Origin of the sequence: Brachybacterium huguangmaarense (assembly GCF_025725725.1) — a bacterium.
GTDB lineage: Bacteria > Actinomycetota > Actinomycetes > Actinomycetales > Dermabacteraceae > Brachybacterium > Brachybacterium huguangmaarense.
Window position 1 is genome coordinate 1,054,268 of record NZ_CP107020.1, and the last position, 18,152, is coordinate 1,072,419.

Genomic DNA, 18,152 nt, shown 5'->3' on the forward strand with positions numbered 1-18,152 from the left:
CGGTGCACGGGGGCACCGCAGACGCCGTGCGCGTGGTTGCCTGGCTGGGAGCCGCTTCCACCCGCCGAGGAGACCACGATGGCCCTGCCCGGAGCCCGCCCCGTCCGCGCCCCGCGCGGCACCGACCTCACCGCCAAGTCCTGGCAGACCGAGGCCCCGCTGCGCATGATCCAGAACAACCTCGACCCCGAGGTCGCCGAGCGCCCCGACGACCTCGTCGTCTACGGCGGCACCGGACGCGCCGCCCGCTCGTGGGAGGCCTTCGACGCGATCCTGGCCTCCCTGACCGACCTCGAGGGCGACGAGACCCTGCTGGTCCAGTCCGGCAAGCCCGTCGGCATCCTGCGCACCCACGAGTGGGCGCCGCGCGTCATCATCGCCAACTCCCACCTCGTGCCCGACTGGGCCACGTGGCCGGAGTTCCGCCGCCTCGAGGCCGAGGGCCTGACCATGTACGGCCAGATGACCGCCGGCTCGTGGATCTACATCGCGACCCAGGGCATCCTCCAGGGCACCTACGAGACGTTCGCCGCCGTCGCCCGCAAGCGCTTCTCCGGGACGCTCGCGGGGACGATCACCCTGACCGGCGGCTGCGGCGGCATGGGCGGCGCCCAGCCCCTCGCCGTGACCCTCAACGGCGGGGTGTGCCTCATCGCCGACGTCGACCGCTCGCGCCTCGAGCGCCGCGTGGCCAAGCGGTACCTCGACGAGATCGCCGACGACCTCGACGACGCGATCGCCCGGGCCGGTGCCGCCGCGGCCGAGCGGCGTGCGCTCTCGATCGGCATCGTCGGCAACGCCGCCGAGGTGTTCGGCTCTGTGCTCGACCGCCATCGCGCGGGAGACGTCCGCATCGACGTGGTCACCGACCAGACGAGCGCGCACGACCCCCTGTCCTACCTGCCCGTGGAGATCGCCGTCGACGAGTGGCAGCGCGAGGCCGAGGCCGACCCCGAGGGCTTCACCAAGAAGGCCGAGGAGTCGATGGCCCGCCAGGTGCAGGCGATGGTCGAGTTCCAGGACGCGGGCGCCGAGGTGTTCGACTACGGCAACTCGATCCGCGACGAGGCCCGCAAGGCCGGGTACGACCGCGCCTTCGCCTTCCCCGGCTTCGTGCCCGCCTACATCCGCCCCCTGTTCTGCGAGGGCCTCGGCCCGTTCCGCTGGGTCGCGCTCTCGGGCGACCCCGAGGACATCCGCGTCACCGACCAGGCGCTCAAGGAGCTGTTCCCCGACGACGAGCACCTGCACCGGTGGCTCGACGCGGCCGACCAGTTCGTCGAGTTCGAGGGGCTCCCGGCCCGCATCTGCTGGCTCGGCTACGGCGAGCGCGACCGCGCCGGGCGGCTGTTCAACGACCTCGTGCGCGAGGGCCGCGTCTCGGCGCCGATCGTGATCGGCCGCGACCACCTCGACGCGGGCTCCGTCGCCTCCCCGTACCGCGAGACCGAGGGCATGCTCGACGGCTCCGACGCGATCGCCGACTGGCCGCTGCTCAACGCCCTGACCGCGACCAGCTCCGGCGCCACCTGGGTGTCGATCCACCACGGCGGCGGCGTCGGCATCGGCCGCTCGATCCATGCCGGCCAGGTGGGCGTCGCCGACGGCACCGCGCTCGCCGAGCGCAAGCTGTCGCGCCTCCTGAGCAACGACCCGGCCCTGGGCGTGATCCGGCACGTCGACGCCGGGTACGCGCGCGCCGACGAGGTGGCCCGCGACCGCGGCGTGCGCATCCCGATGGAGCCGAGGATCCGCGAGTGACCGCCACGCTGATGACGGGGATCTCCGAGCTGTGGACCCTGCAGGACGAGCAGCCGGTGCTCCACGGCGCCGCCCTCGTGCTCGACGGCGACCGCATCGCCTGGACGGGCCCCGCCGCGCACGCCCCGGAGGCCGACGAGCGGGTCGACCTCGAGGGTCGTGCCGTGCTGCCGGGCTGGGTCGACTCCCACACCCACCTGGTCTTCGCGGGGGACCGCTCCGCCGAGTTCGAGGCGCGCATGGCGGGCCGCGACTACGAGGCCGGCGGCATCCAGGTCACGACCGACGCGACCCGCGCCGCGAGCACGCCGACGCTCACCGACCTGGTCGCCGCGCGCGCCCGGGAGGCGGTGCGCGGCGGCACCACGTGCCTCGAGACCAAGACCGGGTACGGGCTGACCGTGGCCGACGAGGAGCGCTCGGCGCGTCTGGCCGCCGATCTGGTCCGCGACGGCGTGCTCGACGAGGTGACGTTCCTCGGCGCGCATCTCGTGCCCGCCGAGGCCGCCGACGCCGAGTCCTACGTCGACCTCGTGGCGGGGCCGATGCTGCAGGCCGTCGCACCCCATGTGCGCTGGATCGACGTGTTCTGCGACCGGGGCGCCTTCACCCCCGAGCAGGCCGAGCGGGTGCTGCGCGCCGGCCGTGCCGCCGGGCTCGGGCTGCGCGTGCACGGCAACCAGCTCGGGCGGACCGGCGGCGTGCGCCTGGCCGTCGAGCTCGGCGCGGCGAGCGTCGACCACGTCAACCACTTGTCGGACGAGGACGTCGAGGCCCTCGCCGCGTCCGCCCGCACCGCGACCCCCACGGTCGCGACGGTGCTGCCCGCGTGCGACCTGTGCACGCGGGCCCCGCTCGCCCCCGCGCGGCGCCTGCTCGACGCGGGCGCCCAGGTGGCGCTCGCCTCCAACTGCAACCCCGGCACGAGCTACACGAGCTCGATGGGCTTCTGCGTCGCGACCGCCGTGCTCCAGATGGGCCTGAGCCTCGCCGAGGCGATCACCGCCGCGACGCGCGGCGGGGCGCTCGCCCTGCGCCGCGACGACGTCGGGCACCTCGGCGTCGGCGCCCGCGCCGACCTGCACGTGCTCGGCACCCCGCACGCGATCGACCTCGCCTACCGGCCCGGCATGCCGCTGACCCACCAGGTGTGGCGGCGCGGCGCGAGGGTGCGATGAGCCGCTCAGCGCGAGGCGGTCGCGCGCTTCCACGCGTCGAACGGCCCCCACTCGTACATCGCGGCGCCGCCGCTGATGCGGGTGCCGTCGCGCCCCAGCACGTCCACGAACAGCATGCCGTGGTCGCGTCGCTCGCGGACGTCGACGATGTCGCCGTAGGCGATCGCCCGTCGACGCCCCAGGGCGGTCCGGGCGACGAACCCCGTCGGCGTGGCCTCGACGAAGACCGTCAGGTAGGGCACGACGAGCAGCAGGCCGCTGACGAGTATCACGATGCCCGCGATCATCATGGCGCGCCCGTTGGCCGGGTCCGCGTCGTCCGTCGTGCCCACCAGGCCGATCAGCGCCCCGCAGCCGGAGATCAGCAGCCCCGTCACCGGGAGCGCCCGGGTCAGCCGGCGGCGCGTGCGGATCGAGCGGTTCCGATGGGGCCGCCGCACGGCGGCCTTCGAGAACACCGTGAGGGCCACGACCACCGCGACCGTGATCGCGGCCTTCAGCAGCCCCGGAAGCCACGAGTCCACGCCCATGCCCGCACCCTAGCCTCCGCGCCCCGGCGCCCCCTCCTGGAAGGACACCGCCCCCGATGACCCGCACCCTCACCCTGTCCACCTCGGGACTGCGCGCCGACGACGTGCTCGCCGTCGCCCGCCACGACGCGCGCGTCGAGCTCGCCGACGACGCGCGCGAGGAGGTCCAGCGCGTCCGCGCCCACGTCGACGCCCTCGCCCAGGGCTCGACCCCCGTCTACGGCGTCTCGACCGGGTTCGGCGCGCTCGCCGACACCGCGATCGAGCCCTCCCTGCGCCAGGAGCTGCAGCGCTCGCTCATCCGCTCGCACGCCGCCGGCACCGGGCCCGAGGTCGAGCGGGAGGTGGTGCGCGCCCTCATGCTGCTGCGCGCCAAGACCCTCGCGAGCGGCCACACCGGGGTGCGTCCCGTCGTCATCGACACCATGCTCGCCGTGCTCAACGCCGGCATCACCCCGATCGTGCACGAGTACGGCTCGCTCGGCTGCTCGGGGGACCTCGCCCCGCTCGCCCACTGCGCGATCGTGCTGATCGGCGAGGGCCGCGCCCGCGACCGCGAGGGCGCGGAGCGCCCCGTGCCCGAGCTGCTCGCCGAGGCCGGGATCGAGCCGATCACGCTGCAGGAGAAGGAGGGCCTGGCCCTCATCAACGGCACCGACGGCATGCTCGGCCAGCTGCTCATGGCGATCGCCGACCTCGAGGAGCTGGTGCGGATCGCGGACCTGACCACGGCGCTCTCGGTGCAGGCCCTGCGCGGGCGCGACAGCGTGTTCCGCGCCGAGCTCCACGAGGACCTGCGCCCCCACCCTGGGCAGACGGCCTCGGCCGCGAACATCCTGGCGCTGCTCGAGGGCTCGGAGATCCTCGCCGACGCGGCGGGGGAGGGCTCACGGGTCCAGGACGCGTACTCGCTGCGCTGCGCGCCCCAGGTCGCGGGCGGCGTGCGCGACACCCTCACCCATGCGCGCACCGTCGCCGAGCGCGAGCTCGCCGCCGCGATCGACAACCCGGTCGTGCTGTCCGACGGGCAGATCACCTCCAACGGCAACTTCCACGGTGCCCCCGTCGCCTACGTGCTGGACTTCCTGGCGATCGTCGCCGCGGACCTCGCCTCGATGTCCGAGCGCCGCAGCGACCGCCTGCTCGACCGTTCGCGCTCCTTCGGGCTGCCGCCGTTCCTCGCCGACGACCCCGGCGTCGACTCCGGCTTCATGATCGCCCAGTACACGCAGGCCGCCCTCGTCTCGACCATGAAGCGCCTCGCCGCGCCCGCGAGCGTCGACTCGATCCCGTCGTCGGCGATGCAGGAGGACCACGTGTCGATGGGCTGGCACGCCGCCCGCAAGCTCCGCACCGCGATCGACGCGCTGCGCAGCGTGCTCGCGATCGAGCTGCTCACCGCGGCGCGCGGGGTCGACCTGCGCGCCCCGCTGCGCCCGTCGGCGGCGAGCGCGGCCGCGATCGCGGCGCTGCGCGAGCACGTCGCGGGGCCCGGCCGGGACCGCTTCCTCGCGCCCGACATCGACCGGGCCGAGGAGCTGCTGCGCGACGGCTCGGTGCTGCGCGCGGTGCAGGAGGTCGTCGGCGCGCTGCGGTGACGGTATACGGTGGCGCTCGCCGCCGTCGACGCCGAGGAGAGCCGATGAAGTCCCATCACGTCCGGACCCACGCGAGCTCCGAGGGGCTCGCCCGCGAGGACCAGCTGGCCTGGCGGATCGCCGAGGTCGCCGCCGACCCCGTCGCCGTCGAGGACGACGTGGCCGAGATGATCGTCAACCGCGTCATCGACAACGCGGCCGTGGCCGTCGCCTCCCTGCATCGTGCGCCCGTGCTCGCCGCGCGCGGCGCCGCCGAGGCGCATCCCCGCGCCGCCGCGCCGCCCTCGCGCGGCCACGGGGCCACGGTGGTGGGGATCCCCGGGCGCTTCTCGCCCGAGTGGGCCGCCTACGCCAACGGCGTCGCGGTGCGCGAGCTCGACTACCACGACACGTTCCTCGCGGCCGAGTACTCCCACCCCGGGGACAACATCCCGCCGATCCTCGCGGTCGCCCAGCACACGGGCGCCGACGGCGCCGCGCTCGTGCGCGGCATCGCGACCGGCTACGAGATCCAGATCGACCTCGTCACCGCGATCTCCCTGCACGCCCACAAGATCGACCACGTCGCCCACCTCGGCCCCTCGGCCGCCGCGGGCATCGGCACCCTGCTGGGGCTGGCGCCGGAGGTGACCTACCAGGCCATCGGCCAGGCCCTGCACACGACCACCGCGACCCGCCAGTCCCGCAAGGGGGAGATCTCGACCTGGAAGGCCTCGGCCCCCGCCTTCGCGGGCAAGATGGCGATCGAGGCGATCGACCGGGCGCTGCGCGGACAGACCTCCCCGGCGCCCATCTGGGAGGGCGAGGACGGCGTGATCGCCTGGCTGCTCGACGGCCCCGAGGGCGGCTACGACGTGCCGCTGCCCGAGCCGGCAGAGCCCAAGCGCGCGATCCTCGACTCCTACACCAAGGAGCACTCCGCCGAGTACCAGGCCCAGGCGTGGATCGACCTCGCCCGGCGTCTCGGCGCCGAGCGCCCGGAGCTGCGCGACCCGCGCGCGATCGACTCGATCGTGCTCGCCACGAGCCACCACACCCACGCCGTGATCGGCACGGGCGCCGGTGACCCGCAGAAGTTCGACCCCTCGGCGAGCCGCGAGACCCTCGACCACTCGCTCCCGTACATCTTCGCGGTCGCCCTGCAGGACGGCACCTGGCACCACGTCGACTCCTACCTCCCCGAGCGGGCCGCGCGACCGGACACCGTCGAGCTGTGGCACCGGATCTCGACGGTCGAGGACCCGGAGTGGACCCGCCGCTACCACGCGACGGACCTGTCCGAGAAGGCGTTCGGCGGGCGCCTCGAGATCACGCTCGCCGACGGATCGCGCCACGTCGAGGAGATCGCCGTGGCCGACGCCCACCCGCTCGGCGCCCGGCCCTTCGGCCGCGCGGAGTACGTGGCCAAGTTCCGCACCCTCGCCGACGGCGTCCTGGCGCCCGCGGAGATCGACCGCTTGCTGGACACCGCCCAGCGCCTGCCCGACCTCACGGCCGAGGAGCTGGGCTCCCTGACCGTGCACGCATCCGGCCTGCCCGCCGCGCCCGAGGGGCTGTTCTGATGCTCGAGGCGACCGCGAGCCCGCATGCCAAGCGCCTCGCCCTGCGCGAGGCCCTCGCCTCCGGTTCCCTCGTGCGCGCCCCCGGTGCCTTCAACCCGCTGTCCGCCCGGCTCGTGGAGGACAAGGGCTTCGAGGCGGTGTACATCTCGGGCGCCGTGATCTCGGCCGACCTCGCCCTCCCCGACATCGGGCTGACCACCCTCACCGAGGTCGCCCAGCGCGCCGCCCAGATCGCCCGCGTCACCGACCTGCCCGCCCTCGTCGACGCCGACACCGGCTTCGGGGAGCCCATGAACGCGGCCCGCACCGTGCAGATCATGGAGGACGCGGGCGTCGCGGGCCTGCACATCGAGGACCAGGTCAACCCCAAGCGGTGCGGCCACCTCGACGGCAAGGAGGTGGTCGACGTGACCACCGCGGCCCGCCGCATCCGCGCCGCCGTCCAGGGGCGCCGCGACGACGCCTTCCTCGTCATGGCCCGCACCGACGTGCGCGGCGTCGACGGCATCGACGCCGCGTGCGAGCGCGCGCGGGCCCTCGTCGACGCGGGCGCCGACGCGATCTTCCCCGAGGCCATGGGCACGCTCGAGGAGTTCGCGGCGATCCGCCGGGCCGTCGACGTGCCGATCCTGGCCAACATGACCGAGTTCGGGAAGTCGGAGCTGTTCCCGCACCAGGCGCTCGCCGACGTGGGCGTGAACCTCGTGATCCACCCCGTCTCGCTGCTGCGCAGCGCGATGGGCGCCGCCGAGCGCGCGCTCGACGTGCTCGCCGCCGACGGCACCCTCGAGGCCGTCGTGGGCGGGATGCAGACCCGCGCCCGTCTCTACGAGCTCGTCGACTACGAGGCGTACGCCGCGTTCGACGACTCGATCGCCACGTTCGACCTGAGGGACACCAGGAGCTGACCCATGAGCGAGACCCCCACCGGCCCGGAGATCCGCAAGGGCCTGACCGGCGTCGTCGTCGACCGCACCGCGATCTCCCAGGTCGATCCCGCCACGAGCACCCTGCTCTACCGCGGCTACCCCGTGCAGGACCTCGCAGCCCGCTGCAGCTTCGAGGAGGTCGCCTACCTGCTGTGGCACGGCGAGCTGCCCGACGACGAGCAGCTCGCGGCGTTCACGGCCGCCGAGCGCTCCCAGCGGGCGCTGCCGCCCGCCGTGCGCACGATCATCGACGCGATGCCGCCCGCCGCGCACCCGATGGACGTGCTGCGCACCGCCGTCTCGGCCTACGGCACCCTCGACCCCGAGGCGGCGGACGCCTCCGAGACCGCCAACCAGGCCAAGGCGCTGCGCCTGTTCGCCGTGCTGCCCGCGATGGTCGCCTACGACCAGCGGCGACGGCGGGGCCTCGAGCCGATCGCCCCGCGCGAGGACCTCGGCTACTCGCGCAACGTCCTGTGGATGACGCACGGGCGGGAGCCGAGCGACGTCGAGGCCGACGTCTTCGATCAGTCGATGACCCTGTACGCCGAGCACTCCTTCAACGCGTCGACGTTCACGGCGCGCGTGGTCACCTCGACCCTGTCGGACCTCTACTCGGCGGTGGTCGCGGGCATCGGCGCCCTCAAGGGGCCCCTGCACGGCGGGGCGAACGAGGCCGTGCTGCACATGTTCGACGAGATCGGGGACGCGAGCCGGGCGCGGGCCTGGCTCGGCGAGGCCCTCGCCGCCAAGCGCCTCGTGATGGGCTTCGGGCACCGGGTCTACAAGAACGGCGACTCCCGGGTCCCGACCATGCGGGCCGCGCTCGACCGGCTCGTCGCCGAGCGGAGCCGCGACGACGTGACCGCGCTGTACGACGAGCTCGAGCGCGCGATGGACGAGGCCACCGGCATCAAGCCCAACCTCGACTTCCCGAGCGGGCCGGCCTACCACCTGCTCGGCTTCGACACCGAGGTCTTCACGCCCGTCTTCGTCGCGAGTCGGGTCACCGGCTGGACCGCGCACATCATGGAGCAGCTGCGCTCGAACGCGCTGATCAGACCGCTGTCCGCGTACGACGGCCCCGCCCGGCGCGAGGTGCCGGAGGGACGCGGAGCGCGCGCCTGACCGTCCAGGCGGTAGGAAGCGTCTCGAGCGCACAGACCGCGAGTTCCCTGCGGCGAGGTAAGAGCTACGTTGGCGGGCTCGTCGGCGGAGCCCACACCTATCCAGCGCGTCCACCCGCCTCCCCTCTGGGAGGCGCGTGCGATCTGTTGAGCTGAATTAGTCTTCGATATATCCCGTATCCGGGTCGATCTGAGCTAGAAACTCCCGAATGGCCCTCCGATGGTCCTCAGGAGTCAACGGCGTGTTACTGTTGCTAGCGGTACTGAACCCATATCCTTCGTGGGGTCCGGAAATCCACGTGTAATGATATTGTGCCGGGCCGCCGTTGGCGATATCAAAAACTTCATTGTCGCATTCAATCCGCATTACGACCATCCGCAACTCCTCCTTATGCGGTGCAAGGCAATGAAACTTCCTTGCTGTATGCCTTATCGGCCGTATCGACCATGCCGTCTATATCTACATCAGTAATTGTTCTCCAGTATCGGGACCCCGTGGACTTGCAAGCTATCTTTGCGACCCCACGCTTCCCCTTTCCGCTGCCTGGGTAGACGTCAACGGTTGTTCCTTGTATTATAGTCACCCATTTCCCGCTCGAGTTGCGCATCTGTAGCCAAGTCTTCACGTGAGCCTTCTTGCTCTTCAACTTTGCGTCGGTCGTTGACCAAAATCCGTGGCCGGACACATACGCGCCTGACTTATGTGGGTATTCGGCGTGGCTCACGTAAAGGTGGACGGACTGGACCGAAGGGCCCGCCCCATCTTCGGAAGCCGTGCCTTCGACAGAGGTCACACGCGTGTCGTCGTCATCCGTGCGAGCCCCATTCTCGGCGCTCGCCATACTCGGCGTGAATGCTAGGGCGGCGACCGCCAGTGCCGCCGCCATCGCCCGCGCTATAGAGTACCTCCTCGTTCCGTTTTCGGAAGCCTCTCCCATTTGCGTCGAACTGAGATCATCCATGACCGCCACCTTTGACTTCGGCTCCGCTGTGCTCTAGTCCACTGATGGTGTGCCGTCATGCGGGGCTCGTCAAGCAACTCCCTCTTCAGAACGCATCGATCGGCCACTCGTCGCTCGATCTGCGTCCTCAGCCGTCCCCGGCCGCGGCACCGGCCGGAATACCGAAGCCCGCACGGTCGTTCGCAGCAGGTATGAAGGCGATCACCTACAGCAGCTATGGAGACCCCGACGTCCTCACCCTCGACGAGGTCGCGGAGCCGAAGGTCGGCCCCGGGGAGGTGCGCCTGGCCGTGCGCGCGGCGGGCGTGAACCCCGTGGACTGGAAGATCGTGGCCGGCGGCCTCGACCCCCTGATGACCGTGCACTTCCCGGCGATCCCCGGCTGGGACGTGGCCGGGGTCGTGGAGGCCGTCGGGCTGGACGTCACGGAGGTCGCCGAGGGCGACGAGGTCATGGCCTACGGCCGCAAGGACTGGGTCGAGCAGGGATCCTTCGCCGAGCGCATGACGGTCCCCGTGCGCACCCTCGCCCGCAAGCCGGCGTCGCTCGGCTGGGAGCAGGCGGCCGCGCTCCCGCTCGCGGGTCTCACCGCGTACCAGAGCCTCACCCGCCTCGGCGTCGGCGAGGGGAGCACCGTCCTCGTGCACGGCGCGAACGGCGGCGTCGGAGGCTTCGCCGTGCAGATCGCCGCGGCCCTTGGGGCCCGGGTGATCGGCACCGCCTCCCCGCACCATCACGACCGCGTGCGCGGGCTCGGGGCCGAGCCGGTGGCCTACGGCGACGGTCTCGCGGACCGGGTGCGCGCCCTCGCCCCCGCGGGCGTCGACGTCGTCGTCGACTACGTGGGCGGCGTCCTGGAGACGACGCTCGCCGTGCTCGCCGACGGCGGCCGGCACGCCTCGATCGCCGATCCGCAGGTCGAGGCCGCGGGCGGCACCTACCTGTGGGTCCGGCCCGATGCCGCGGACCTCACCGCCCTCGCCGAGCTGGTCGAGAACGGGAGGCTGCGCGTCGACGTCGCGCGATCCTTCCCCCTCGCCCAGGCCGCCGAGGCGTTCCGCGCCAGCATGGAGGGCCACACGAGCGGCAAGATCGCGATCACGATCGGCTCGTGACGAGGCGCGTCATCCGGATCTCGCGCAGGTCCTCGAGGCCCGGATCGCGCTTCTCGGCGCCGTCGGGCACGAAGCCGACCTTGGCGTAGAAGCGCTGGGCGCGCGGATTGGGATCGGCCACCCACAGGTAGGCGGCGCGGTCGCCCAGCAGCTCGGTCACGAGTGCCCGGGCGGCCCCGCTGCCGTACAGCGCGGTCGCGAGGTTGAGCGCCTGCAGCTCGAGCGGGACCGGCGCGTCGTCGTCGCGGGCGTCGCCGACCAGCAGGAACCCCGCCGCGGTGCCGCGCGCGTCGCGCGCGATGCGCAGGCGCTCCCGGATCGTCGCGGGGCTCGACGTGGACAGCGTCGCCGTCCACATCTGCTCGCGGCGCTCACGGGCGGCCTCGTCGAAGAAGGTCGCGGGCAGGAGACCCGCATAGGCCTCGCGCCACGCCTGCACGTGCACCGCCGCGAGCGCGGGCGCGTCGGCGAGCACGGGCAGGTCGATCGTGAAGCGTGCGGTCATCGCTCGATCATCGCAGGTGCCTCACGCGGGCAGCGGGGCGAGCACGCCGCGGCGCGGCCGCTGATGGCGCCCGGCTGTGCGGTGGGCCCGGCGGGCGCGGGCGCGGGCGTCCGCCGCCTCGACGAGGGCGAGCTCGTGCTCGTGGGCGGCGGTGCGCTCGGCGCGGATCGCGCGGAGCCGGGCGAGGGCCTCGGGATCGCCGAGGGACTCATCGAGCGGACGGTAGACGATGGGGGCGGTGGTGGTGGTCATGGCGGGAGCCTCCCTCTCGGGGTTGTGAGCGCGGGTCGCCGGGACCTGTGCGGCCCCTGTGCCCGTGCCTCGTGCGCTGATGACTCCACGATCCGGCCTCGGGCCGCCGCCCTGCGTCCCCCTGCCGACGTGAGCGCCTCCACCCCCGGGTGGATCCGTGCCGTCGCGGGTGCGACCGCCTACGGCTGCAGGCGCACGACCCGCCACGCGCCCTGCTCGGCCTCCCGCTCGAACACGATGCGGTCGTGCAGGCGCCCGTGGCGCCCCTGCCAGAACTCCACCCGGTCGGGCACGAGGCGATAGCCGCCCCAGTGCGGCGGCCGGGGGATCGGCGCGTCGGAGGCGAAGCGCGCCTCGGCCTCGGCGTAGCGCGCGTCCAGCGCCGCCCGCGAGGCGACGGGACGCGACTGGTCCGAGGCCCATGCGCCGAGCTGCGAGGCCCGGGGCCGCGAGTCCCAGTACGCGTCGGCCTCGGCGGCGGACGCGTCCTCGACGCGCCCGTCGATCCGCACCTGACGCTGGAGCGGGTACCACGGCAGCAGCACGCTCGCCCACGCGTCGGCCGCGAGCTCGCGGCCCTTGGCGGAGTCCTTGTTCGTGTAGACCACGACGCCGCGCTCGTCCCACGCCTTCATGAGCACCGTGCGCGATCGCGGGCGCGGCACGTCGCCCGTCAGGTCGACCGTCGAGAGCACGACGGCGCTCGGCTCGGGCAGGTCGCCCACTTCGTCGCGGCGCGCGAACGCCTCCTCGAGCCAGCGCGAGAACAGGGGGAAGGGGGAGGGCCCCTCGGCGTCGGCCGCCGCGGCGATCGCCTCGTCCGCGAGCGCCCCCGCCCCGTAGTCGATGCGTTCGGCCGCGAGGCGCCGTCGACGCCGGGACTCCTCCTCGGCGGGTGTGCTCGTCATGGCCCGATCGTAGGGCGGGACGGCGGGACGCGTATGTCGCAGGTCACGGTTCGGCCACACATCGCAGGTGCTCCTCGGAACCCCCACGGAGGGCTGAGGGCCGGTGCTACCTTCCCGGCAACCCGATCGGGCCTCGTGGAGGTCCGACCCGCCGTCGGCGGGAACCGCATCCCACCGAGAGGTCCCTCATGTTCGACGCCGCCTTCACCCCTCGCCGCCGCACGGTCCTGCTGTCGCTGGCCGGGCTCCCCGTCCTGCTGACCGCATGCGCCCAGACCTCGGAGGACGGCGGGAGCGACGGCGGCGGCTCGGGCGACGGCCTCACGGCCGGCACGACCGACAAGGTGACCGCGCTGGATCCCGCGGGCGCCTACGACAACGGCTCGTCGATGGTCTGGACCCAGTGCTACGGGTACCTGCTCAACACCGAGATCGGCTCGACGGACGGCGTGCCCAAGCCCGACCTCGCCGACACGGCCGAGTTCACGGGCGACGCCGAGTACACGGTGACCCTCAAGGACGGCCTGACCTTCGCCAACGGCAACCCCATCACCGCCAAGGACGTCAAGCACACGTTCGACCGCCAGCTCGCGATCGCGGACCCCAACGGCCCCTCGAGCCTGCTCGCGAACCTCGACTCGGTCGAGGCCGTCGACGACTCGACGGCCGTCTTCCACCTCAAGGAGGGCAAGGACCAGACCTTCCCCTACGTCCTGTCGAGCCCCGCCGGCCCCATCGTCGACGCGAGCGTCTTCCCCGCCGACGCGATCCTCCCCGACGCCGACATCGTCAAGGCCAAGGCCTTCAGCGGGCCGTACCAGATCGCGTCGTTCAAGCTCAACGAGCTCGTCTCCTACGAGGCCTTCGACGGCTACAAGGGCCTGTACGGCGCGCCGAAGACGCCGAGCATCTCGACGACCTACTACGCCGACGCCAACAACATGAAGCTCGACGTGCAGCAGGGCAACGTCGACGTCGTCTACCGCTCCCTGTCGGCGACCGACGTCGAGTCGCTCAAGAAGGACGGCAAGGTCACCGTGCACGACGGCCCGGGCGGCGAGATCCGCTACATCGTCTTCAACTTCGACACGATGCCCTACGGGGCGAAGACCGCCGAGGCGGATCCCGCGAAGGCGCAGGCGGTGCGCCAGGCCGCGGCCGACCTGATCGACCGCGCCGCGATCGCCAAGGACGTCTACAAGGACACCTACACCCCGCTGTTCGGCTACATCCCCGACGGCCTGCCCGGCGCCGGCACCCAGTTCAAGGACGACTACGGCGACGGCCAGGGCGGACCCGACGCCGCCACGGCGAAGTCCCGCCTGGACGCGGCGGGCGTCGCGGTCCCGGTCAAGCTGTCGCTGCAGTACAACCCGGACCACTACGGCGAGTCCTCGGGCGACGAGTACGCGGCCGTGAAGTCCCAGCTCGAGGCCGACGGGCTGTTCCAGGTCGACCTGCAGTCCACGGAGTGGGTCCAGTACTCCAAGGACCGCACGAGCGACGTCTACCCCGCCTACCAGCTCGGCTGGTTCCCGGACTACTCCGACGCCGACAACTACCTCTCGCCGTTCTTCATCACGGACAACTTCCTCGCCAACCACTACGCGGACCCGCAGGTCGACCAGCTGGTGGCCCAGCAGCGCTCGACCGAGGACCCCGCGGCCCGCGAGGCGCTGTTCCAGCAGATCCAGGACATCGTCTCGACGGCCGTCTCCACGATCCCGCTGCTCCAGGGCTCCCAGATCGCGGTCTCGGGCGCGGACCTGCAGGGCGTGACCCTGGACTCGTCCTTCAAGTTCCGCTACGTGCCGCTGTCGAAGTGAGCACCGCGACTGCGCCGGAGGCACCGGCCGCTCCGGGCGGCGCCTCCGGCCCCGCTCCGCGCGCGCGAGGCCGGGGCGGGGGACTGGGACGGTACGTCCTGGTGCGCTTCCTCCTGATCATCCCGACGGTCTTCATCCTCATGACCGTCGTGTTCTTCCTGATGCGCATCACGGGCGACCCGATCACGGCCGCCCAGGGCGGCCGCCTGACCCCGGCGGAGCTGGCCCGGCGCCGGGCCGAGGCGGGGTACGACCGGCCCCTGATCGTGCAGTACCTCGAATACCTCGGGCGCGTGGTGCGCGGGGACTTCGGGGAGACCTACACCGACCACACGCCGATCACGCAGCTGCTCGTCACGTACGGCTCGGCGACCGCCGAGCTCGTCCTCTACGCGGTCGTCGTGGCCCTCGTGCTCGGCGTGCCGCTGGGCATGCTGGCCGCGCGCTTCCGCGACCGCTGGCCCGACGCGCTGCTGCGGATCCTCGCGATCCTCGGCTACGCGACGCCGGTGTTCTTCGTCGGCCTGCTGCTCAAGCTCGTGTTCTCGGTGCAGCTGGGATGGCTCCCCGTCGCGGGCCGCATCTCGAGCCGCGGCGAGCTGACGATGGGGCGGATCACCAACCCCTCGCCGTTCTACCTGCTCGACGCGGTGCGCCTGGGCGACGGGGCCCTCATCGGGGACGTGCTGAGCCATGCCGTGCTGCCTGCGATCGCGCTCGGCCTGCTCACGGGCGGCGTGTTCCTGCGCCTGGTCCGCACCAACCTGATCGGCACCCTCGAGATGCCCTACGTGGACTCGGCCCGCTCCCGCGGCGTCCCGGAGCCGCGCCTGGTGACGCGGCACGCGCTGCGGCCCGCCCTGATCCCGATCGTGACCGTGATGGGGATGCAGATCGCGATGATGCTGGGCGGCGCCGTCCTGACCGAGACCACGTTCGAGTGGAAGGGCCTGGGCTACATGCTGGCCCAGTACATGCAGGCCCGCGACTACGTGGCCGTGCAGGGCATCGTCATGCTGCTCGCCGTGATCGTCGCGATCTCCAACTTCCTCGTCGACGTGATCGCCGCGCTCATCGACCCCCGCGTGAGGTACTGAGATGACCCTCTCGAACCCCCTGCCCCCGGGCGAGGAGAACGGCGCGCGCGACCTCGGCCTCGAGGCCGAGGGCGCCCAGGCCGTCGACCAGGCCCGCCGGCCCTGGTACCTGCGTCTGCCGATCGTCAGCCACCTGCGCCGGAGCGTCGGCCTCCAGCGCCTCATGCTCGTGGTCGGCCTCGTGCTCGTCGTCGGGCTCCTGCTGACGGCCCTGCTGGCCCCGCTCGTGGCCCCGTACTCGTACGGCGCCACGAGCGCCGACGGCGCCTCCTTCGGGACCCAGCTCCCGCCCGGCACCCCGGGACACCTGCTGGGCACGACCGTGTCGGGCTTCGACGTGCTCTCCCGCGTCATCTGGGGCACCCGCACCGCGGTCCTGGTGATGGCGTGCGCCGTCGTCGCCTCGATCTTCGTGGGCGTCGCGCTCGGCCTCCTCTCCGGCTACGTCGGCGGCTGGCTCGACCGGGTCCTCGTCATGCTGGCCGATGCCGTGTACGCCTTCCCCTCGCTGCTGCTCGCGATCGTCATGTCGATCGCGATCACGCGCGGCCAGTCGAGCATGTGGGGCGGCATCCTCGCCGCGGCGATCTCGATCACCGTCGTGTTCGTGCCGCAGTACTTCCGGGTGATCCGCGCGGAGGTCGTGCGCCTGAAGGCCGAGCCCTTCGTGGAGGCCGCCAAGGTGGTCGGCACGGGCCACGTGCGCATCATGGGCACGCACCTGCTGCGGAACGCGACCCGCACCCTCCCGCTGATCTTCACGCTGAACTGCTCCGAGGCGATCCTCACGCTCGCCGGGCTCGGCTTCCTCGGCTTCGGCATCGAGCCGACGACGGCCTCGGAGTGGGGCTACGACCTCAACCGGGCCATGGCCGACGCGACGTCGGGCATCTGGTGGACGGGCCTGTTCCCGGGCCTCGCGATCGTGCTGGCCGTGCTCGGGGTGACCCTCGTGGGCGAGTCCGTCAACGACCTGAACGACCCGCGCCTGCGCACCCGACGACGGCGCCGCGCCGTGCGGCCCGCCGTGGGCCCCGATGCCGAGGAGGCACGCGCATGACCGAGCCCTCGACCGCGCCCGAGCAGGTCGGCGTGCCGCGCCTGTCGATCCGCGGGCTCGACGTCACCTTCGCGACCGACGGCGGCGACGTGCACGCCGTCGACGGCGTGAGCTTCGAGGTCGCGCCCGGGCGGATCCTCGCCCTCGTCGGCGAGTCCGGCTCGGGCAAGTCCGTGACGGCACGATCGATCCTGGGGCTGCTGCCCGAGACCGCGACCGCGTCGGGCGCCGTGCTCGTCTCCGGCACCGACGTGGTGGGGCTGTCCGGGTCCCGGCTGCGGGCGCTGCGCGGCGAGGACGTGTCGATGGTCTTCCAGGAGCCCTCGAGCGCGCTGAACCCGGTGTTCCCGATCTGGTGGCAGATGGGGGAGGGCCTGCGCGCGCACGAGCCCCGGATCTCCCGCAAGCAGATCCGCGCGCGCACGATCGAGGCGCTCGAGTCGGTCGGCATCCCGGACGCGGCCGAGCGCATCGACCGCTTCCCGCACGAGTTCTCCGGGGGCCAGAAGCAGCGGATCATGATCGCCATGGCCCTCGCCCTCGGCGCGGAGCTGATCGTCGCCGACGAGCCCACGACGGCTCTCGACGTCACCGTGCAGGCGGAGATCCTCGAGCTGCTGCGCGACGTGCGGGACCGCTTCGGCACGTCGATCATCGTCATCACGCACAACATGGGCGTCGTCGCGGACCTCGCCGACGAGGTCGCCGTCATGTACCGCGGGCGCGTGATCGAGCGCGCCGAGGTGCACGAGCTGTTCGCCCACCCCCGCGAGGAGTACACACGCGCCCTGCTCGGCGCCGTGCCGCATCTGGGCCGCGACTCGGCGTGGACGGCGCTCTCGGAGCCCGAGCGCGACGCGCTCGGCACGGCCGAGCCCGTCGTCGAGGCCCGGGATCTCGTGATCGAGTACCCCGGGCGCCTGGGGCGCGCGCCCTTCCGCGCCGTCACGGGCGTCGACCTCACGATCCGCGCCGGCGAGGTCTACGGGCTCGTGGGCGAGTCGGGCTCCGGCAAGACGACGATCGGCCGCGCCATCGCGGGGCTCGAGCGGGTCACGGGCGGCAGCCTGCGCGTGCTCGGGCACGAGATGAACGGCGTCCGGGAGCGCGCGTTCCGCCCCGCCCGCAAGAGCATCGGCTTCGTGTTCCAGGACCCGGCGACGAGCTTCAACCCGCATCTGACGATCCAGGAGTGCATCGCCGAGCCCCTCGTCGTGCACGAGAAGGGGCTCCCGACCACGGAGCGCCGGGACCGGGTGCGGGCGCTCCTCGACGCCGTCGAGCTGCCCGGCTCGTACGCGGGACGCTATCCGCACGAGCTGTCGGGCGGGCAGCGCCAGCGGGTCTCGCTCGCCCGCGCGCTCGTGCTGGACCCCGCCCTCCTGATCGCCGACGAGCCGACGAGCGCGCTCGACGTGTCCGTCCAGGCCACCGTGCTCGCGCTGTTCCGGCAGCTGCAGTCGCGCCTGGGCTTCGCGGCCCTGTTCATCAGCCACGACCTCGCCGTGGTGGACTCCCTCGCGCATCGGATCGGCGTCCTGTTCCGCGGCGAGCTCGTGGAGTCCGGCCACGGCCCCGACGTGCTGCAGAACCCGCAGCATGCATACACGCGCAAGCTCATCGCCTCGCTGCCGGTGCCGGACCCGGTCGAGCAGGCCGAGCGTCGTCGTGCCTTCCGGGAGAGCTGGGGACGGCGCGCGAGCTGAGGTCCGCGAGGCTGCCCGCAGGTCACGATCCGGTAA

16 protein-coding genes are annotated in these 18,152 nt (G+C 72.7%); 11 read left to right on the forward strand and 5 right to left on the reverse strand.

The genetic code is table 11. The features are described 5' to 3' along the window. Positions 1-78: 78 nt before the first annotated feature. Positions 79-1,761, forward strand: a complete 1,683-nt coding sequence (locus tag BRM3_RS04670) for a urocanate hydratase (protein WP_263594926.1) — start codon at positions 79-81, stop codon at positions 1,759-1,761. Next, the gene (gene hutI / locus BRM3_RS04675) at positions 1,758-2,939 is read left to right on the forward strand and encodes an imidazolonepropionase (RefSeq protein WP_263594927.1); all 1,182 of its coding nucleotides are present in this window, start codon (positions 1,758-1,760) and stop codon (positions 2,937-2,939) included. Before BRM3_RS04670 ends, hutI begins: the two co-directional genes overlap by 4 nt. A 5-nt stretch (positions 2,940-2,944) precedes the next feature. On the opposite strand, the gene BRM3_RS04680 is transcribed toward hutI, so the two are convergent. Then, the gene (locus tag BRM3_RS04680) at positions 2,945-3,469 is read right to left on the reverse strand and encodes a hypothetical protein (protein WP_263594928.1); all 525 of its coding nucleotides are present in this window, start codon (positions 3,467-3,469) and stop codon (positions 2,945-2,947) included. A 56-nt stretch (positions 3,470-3,525) separates the two neighbouring features. On the opposite strand from BRM3_RS04680, the gene hutH reads away from it, so the two are divergent. Genes hutH through BRM3_RS04700 form a run of 4 tightly spaced genes read left to right on the forward strand, consistent with a single transcriptional unit; the run spans position 3,526 to position 8,686 of the window. Then, a complete protein-coding gene (hutH, locus tag BRM3_RS04685) occupies positions 3,526-5,067 on the forward strand; it encodes a histidine ammonia-lyase (protein ID WP_263594929.1) in 1,542 nt (513 codons plus the stop codon). A gap of 44 nt (positions 5,068-5,111) precedes the next feature. Then, complete coding sequence (locus tag BRM3_RS04690) at positions 5,112-6,629, forward strand: MmgE/PrpD family protein (protein WP_263594930.1); 1,518 nt, start codon at positions 5,112-5,114, stop codon at positions 6,627-6,629. Beyond that, positions 6,629-7,537 (forward strand): methylisocitrate lyase, encoded by a 909-nt coding sequence (prpB, locus tag BRM3_RS04695; protein ID WP_263594931.1) that lies wholly within the window; start codon positions 6,629-6,631, stop codon positions 7,535-7,537. The genes BRM3_RS04690 and prpB overlap by 1 nt, the downstream gene beginning before the upstream one ends. Before the next feature lie 3 nt (positions 7,538-7,540). Then, complete coding sequence (locus tag BRM3_RS04700) at positions 7,541-8,686, forward strand: bifunctional 2-methylcitrate synthase/citrate synthase (protein WP_263594932.1); 1,146 nt, start codon at positions 7,541-7,543, stop codon at positions 8,684-8,686. 388 nt (positions 8,687-9,074) lie between these two features. On the opposite strand, the gene BRM3_RS04705 is transcribed toward BRM3_RS04700, so the two are convergent. Continuing rightward, a complete protein-coding gene (locus BRM3_RS04705; protein ID WP_263594933.1) occupies positions 9,075-9,647 on the reverse strand; it encodes a hypothetical protein in 573 nt (190 codons plus the stop codon). A 191-nt stretch (positions 9,648-9,838) separates the two neighbouring features. On the opposite strand from BRM3_RS04705, the gene BRM3_RS04710 reads away from it, so the two are divergent. Then, positions 9,839-10,762, forward strand: coding sequence for an NADP-dependent oxidoreductase (locus BRM3_RS04710; RefSeq protein WP_263594934.1), 924 nt, complete (start codon positions 9,839-9,841; stop codon positions 10,760-10,762). Here the strand turns inward: BRM3_RS04710 and BRM3_RS04715 are convergent. The 3 genes from BRM3_RS04715 to pdxH all read right to left on the reverse strand — a co-directional run bounded on the left by BRM3_RS04715 (position 10,746) and on the right by pdxH (position 12,427). Continuing rightward, positions 10,746-11,267: a GNAT family N-acetyltransferase gene (locus tag BRM3_RS04715; protein ID WP_263594935.1), complete on the reverse strand. Its 522-nt coding sequence runs from the start codon at positions 11,265-11,267 to the stop codon at positions 10,746-10,748. The two genes, BRM3_RS04710 and BRM3_RS04715, sit on opposite strands and share 17 nt — an antisense overlap. A 21-nt stretch (positions 11,268-11,288) precedes the next feature. Continuing rightward, positions 11,289-11,519, reverse strand: a complete 231-nt coding sequence (locus BRM3_RS04720) for a hypothetical protein (protein ID WP_263594936.1) — start codon at positions 11,517-11,519, stop codon at positions 11,289-11,291. Positions 11,520-11,698: 179 nt separating this feature from the next. Beyond that, positions 11,699-12,427 (reverse strand): pyridoxamine 5'-phosphate oxidase, encoded by a 729-nt coding sequence (gene pdxH, locus BRM3_RS04725; RefSeq protein WP_263594937.1) that lies wholly within the window; start codon positions 12,425-12,427, stop codon positions 11,699-11,701. Positions 12,428-12,615: 188 nt separating this feature from the next. Here pdxH and BRM3_RS04730 point away from each other — a divergent pair, with 188 nt between their 5' ends. The 4 genes from BRM3_RS04730 (at position 12,616) to BRM3_RS04745 (ending at position 18,116) form a co-directional block, all read left to right on the forward strand. Next, a complete protein-coding gene (locus BRM3_RS04730) occupies positions 12,616-14,253 on the forward strand; it encodes an ABC transporter substrate-binding protein (protein WP_263594938.1) in 1,638 nt (545 codons plus the stop codon). 101 nt (positions 14,254-14,354) lie between these two features. Continuing rightward, positions 14,355-15,350 (forward strand): ABC transporter permease, encoded by a 996-nt coding sequence (locus BRM3_RS04735; protein WP_396127029.1) that lies wholly within the window; start codon positions 14,355-14,357, stop codon positions 15,348-15,350. Between the two features lies 1 nt (position 15,351). Beyond that, positions 15,352-16,410 (forward strand): ABC transporter permease, encoded by a 1,059-nt coding sequence (locus BRM3_RS04740; RefSeq protein ID WP_263594939.1) that lies wholly within the window; start codon positions 15,352-15,354, stop codon positions 16,408-16,410. Further along, on the forward strand, positions 16,407-18,116 hold the full coding sequence (locus BRM3_RS04745) for an ABC transporter ATP-binding protein (protein WP_263594940.1): 1,710 nt from the start codon (positions 16,407-16,409) through the stop codon (positions 18,114-18,116). Before BRM3_RS04740 ends, BRM3_RS04745 begins: the two co-directional genes overlap by 4 nt. Positions 18,117-18,152 lie beyond the last annotated feature (36 nt).